At 69.1% G+C, this 4,423-nt stretch carries 1 protein-coding gene; it reads left to right on the plus strand.

Features of this window, described 5'->3' with window-relative positions; genetic code table 11:
- Nucleotides 1-4,423 (plus strand): amino acid adenylation domain-containing protein (locus SLQ30_RS32940; RefSeq protein WP_319458352.1); only part of this gene is annotated, 4,423 nt, incomplete at both ends.

The following is a 4,423-nucleotide window of genomic DNA, read 5'->3' on the forward strand; positions in this document are numbered from 1 at the left end:
GCGGTCGTGGTCTTATCGCGAGCTCGACGAGGCCTCGAATCGGTTGGCGCGGGTGCTGATCGAGGCCGGGGTGGGTCCCGAGCGTGCGGTGGGCGTGGCGATGGAGCGGTGTGCGGAGTTGGTGCTGGCGTGGTGGGCGGTGCTCAAGGCCGGTGGGACCTATGTGCCGGTGGATCGGGGGCATCCGCAGGCGCGGGTGGCTGCGGTGCTCGATGCGGCTGGGGCGGTGTGTGTGCTGACCTGTGGGGCCGAGGTGGTGGCCGGCGCTGGTGGGCGTGCGGTGGTGCGCGTCGATGAGGTGGACCTTTGGGCCCGGTCTGCGGGTCCGGTCACCGATGCCGAGCGGTGGGCGCCGCAGAGTGGCGATGATGCGGCGTATGTGATCTTCACCTCGGGGTCCACCGGCACCCCGAAGGGGGTGACGGTCACCCATGCCGGGCTGTTGGGTTGGGCTGGGGCGCAACGGGAGCGGTTCGGGTTGGCGGCGCATTCGCGGGTGTTGATGGTGGCCGCCCCGACCTTCGATGCCTCGGTCGGGGAGTGGTTGTTGGCGGCGGCTTCGGGGGCGGCGTTGGTGGTGGCGGCCCCGGATTGCTATGCCGGGGAGGCGTTGACGATGCTGCTGGCCGAGCAGCGCGTGGATGCGGCGATCTTGACGCCGACGGTGCTGGGGACCTTGGAGCGGGCCCGGTTGGATGGGTTGAGCACGCTGATCGCGGTGGGGGAGGCGGTGCCGGCGGAGTTGGTGGCGGCGTGGGCGCCGGGGCGGGCGATGTTCAACGGTTACGGCCCCAGCGAGGTCACCATCTGGGTGACCTGTGCGTTGCTGGCGGCGGGCCAACCGGTGCGGATCGGGGCGCCGATCGCCGGGGTTAGTGCGTTGGTGCTCGACGGGCGGCTCAACCCGGTTCCGGTCGGGATGGTCGGGGAGTTGTATCTGGGTGGGCCTGCCTTGGCGCGTGGCTACGTGGGTCGACCGGAGTTGACCGCAGATCGGTTCGTGGCCAACCCCTTTGGCGCCCCTGGGGCGCGGATGTATCGCAGCGGGGATTTGGTGCGCTGGGGTGCTGATGGGCAGTTGGAGTATCTGGGGCGTGCTGATGCGCAGATCAAACTGCGTGGGCAGCGCATCGAGTTGGGCGAGATCGAGAACACGCTGCTGGCCTGCCCGCAGGTCACCGGGGCCGCGGTGGCGGTGCATCACGGTGAGGCCGCCGAGCATCTGATCGCCTACGTGGGGTTGGCGCACACCAGTACCGCCGATCATGACGCCGAAGTGGTCGGTCAGTGGCAGCAGATCTATGACCAGTTGTATGACGCCGAGGTCGAGGTCGAGGTGGCCGACTTCGGTAGCGACTTCCGGGGCTGGAACAGCAGTTACACCGGTGAGCCGATCCCGTTGGAGCAGATGCAGGAGTGGCGTGCGGCCACGGTGGATCGGATCTTGGCGCTGGCGCCGCGGCGGGTGTTGGAGCTCGGTGTCGGTTCGGGGCTGTTGCTTGCTCGGGTGGCCCCGCAGTGCGTGCAGTATTGGGGCACCGACTTCTCCGCGCCGACGATCCGCACGCTGGGTGCGGCGGTCACCGGGCAGCCGTGGGGGGATCGGGTGCGGTTGGCGACCCAACCGGCGCATGTCACCGACGGGTTGCCGCGGGGCCACTTCGACACCATCATCGTCAACTCGGTGGTGCAGTACTTCCCGAGTGCGGATTATCTGGGCGAGGTCATCGACACCGCCATGGAGTTGTTGGCCCCGGGTGGGGCGTTGTTCCTCGGGGACGTGCGCAACCACGGTTTGCAGGGGGCGTTTCAGACCGGTGTCGCGTTGGCGCACGTCGGCCCCGGTGCCGAGGCCGACGAGGTGCGCCAACGGGTGCAGCACGCCATGCTCGGGGAGCCCGAATTGCTGTTGGCCCCAGAGTTCTTCACCACCTGGGCCGCCGAGCACGCGTCGGTGGCCGGGGTGGACGTCGCGGTCAAACGTGGCCACGCCGACAACGAGCTGAGCCGGTACCGCTACGACGTCACCCTCTACAAGGGTCCGGCCGCGGTGCGGTCGGTCACCGACGCGCCGCTCTGGGCGTGGGCGGACTGTGCGGGGCTGCGTGGGCTGGCCGCGCAGTTGGCGTCGCAGCGTCCCGAGGTGGTGCGGGTGGCCGCGATTCCGCGGACCGGTGTGATCGCCGACGTGGGCATGGAACGGGCGTTGGCCGACGGGCTGGGCACCGTGGCGGCCGGCGTGCAGGTCGCCGCCATGGGCGACACCGCCACCCCTGAGCAGTTGCACCGCCTCGGCGAGGCGATCGGGTATCGGGTGGCGGTCACCTGGGGTGGGGCCCCGGGCACGGTGGATGCGGTCTTCCTCACCGCCGAGGGTTCGGGCGGGTACCGGGGGTTGACCGATCTCTACGGTGGGTCCGCCGCGGCGCGTTCGCGCGCCAGCTGCGCCAATGATCCCGACACCAACGCCAAGCTCAGTGCGGTGCGCCAATGGTTGGGTGAGCGGTTGCCCGAGTACATGGTGCCCAGCCAGCTGGTGGTGCTCGAGGAGTTCCCGTTGACCTCCTCGGGCAAGATCGACCGCAGGGCGTTGCCCAAGCCGGTGTTCGCCGCCAAGGCGTTTCGGGCGCCGGGCACCCCGACCGAGAAGACCGTCGCCGAGGTGTTCGCCGAGGTGCTCGGGTTGGACCGGGTGGGTCTGGACGACGACTTCTTCGCCCTGGGTGGGGATTCGTTGATCGCGATCCGGGTCACCTCGCGGTTGCAGTCGGCGGTGGGCCGCGAGGTGGCGGTGCGGTATCTGTTCGACGCGCCGAGCGTGGGCGCTTTGGCCGACTTCTTGGACCGCAATCAGGGCGAGGCGGCGCGCCCGCCGGTGGCGGTGATGGCCCGCCCGCAGCGGATTCCGTTGTCCTATGCCCAGCAGCGGTTGTGGTTCTTGGAGCAGTTGCAGGGCCCCTCGCCGATCTACAACATGGCGGTGGCGTTGCAGCTCAGTGGGCGCCTGGATGCCGAGGCGTTGGCCGCGGCGCTGGGTGACGTGGTGGGGCGCCACGAGAGTCTGCGCACGGTGTTCGGGGTGCTCGATGGGGTGCCCGGGCAGGTGGTCGTGGGTGCGGAGTTGGCCGATGTGGGCTGGCGGGTCGTGGATGCCTGCGGTTGGTCGGCGCAGCGGCTGCAGCAGGCCGTCGGCGCGGCGGCGCGTTACAGCTTCGACGTGAGTACCGAGATTCCCTTGCGGGCAACGCTTTTCCGGGTCGCCGCGGACGAGCACGTGTTGGTGGCGGTGGTGCATCACATCGCTGCTGACGGGTGGTCGGTGACTCCGTTGGTGGCCGATCTCAGTGTGGCCTATGCCAGTCGGTGTGGCGGGCGAGCACCGGAGTGGGCGCCGTTGGCGGTGCAGTACGTCGATTACACGTTGTGGCAGCGTGAGCATCTGGGTGACCTCGAGGACGCGGACAGTCCGATCTCGGCGCAGCTGAGTTATTGGGAGCAGGCGTTGGCGGGGCTGCCCGAGCGTGTGGAGTTGCCGACGGATCGGCCCTATCCGGCGGTGGCCGATTACCGGGGTGCCAGTGTGGCCGTGGCGTGGTCGGCGCAGTTGCAGCAGCAGGTGGCGCGGGTGGCTCGCGAGCACAATGCGACCAGTTTCATGGTGGTGCAGGCCGCGTTGGCGGTGTTGTTGTCGAAGTTGAGTGCCAGTTCGGATGTGGCGGTGGGCATCGCGACCGCCGGGCGCAGTGATCCCGCGCTCGACGAATTGGTCGGGTTCTTCGTCAACACCTTGGTGCTGCGGGTCGAACTGGACGGCGATCCGACCATCGCGGAGCTGCTCGAGCAGGTACGCCAACGCAGCCTGGGTGCCTTCGATCACCAGGACGTGCCCTTCGAGGTGCTCGTCGAGCGGCTCAACCCGACCCGCAGCTTGACCCATCATCCGCTGATTCAGGTGATGATGACGTGGCTGAACTTCGCCGGACCCGCCGTTGGGGGGGCGTTGGGTGAGGTGGCGGTCACCCCGTTGGCCGCCGACACCGCGACCGCCCGGATGGATCTGGTGTTCTCGTTGGCCGAACGCTTCACCGACATGGGTGAGCCCGCGGGCATCGGTGGCAGCGTGGAGTTCCGCACCGATGTGTTCGACGCGGCCACCGTGGAGACGTTGATCGGGCGACTGCAACGGGTGTTGTGGGCGTTGGTGTCTGACCCGACGCGGTCGTTGTCCTCGGTGGAGGTCTTGGCCGCCGGTGAGCGGGCCCGCCTCGATGAGCTCGGTCAGCGGGCGGTGTTGAGGGAGTCGGTGACCGGCAGTTCGATTCCGGGGTTGTTCGCGGCGCAGGTGGGGCGTACTCCGGGGGCGGTGGCGCTGTCTGGTGGGGGCCGCTCGATGACGTATCGGGAGCTCGACGAGGCGTCGAAT

The sequence above is a fragment of the Mycobacterium sp. RTGN4 genome (assembly GCF_033804635.1).
Classification (GTDB): domain Bacteria; phylum Actinomycetota; class Actinomycetes; order Mycobacteriales; family Mycobacteriaceae; genus Mycobacterium.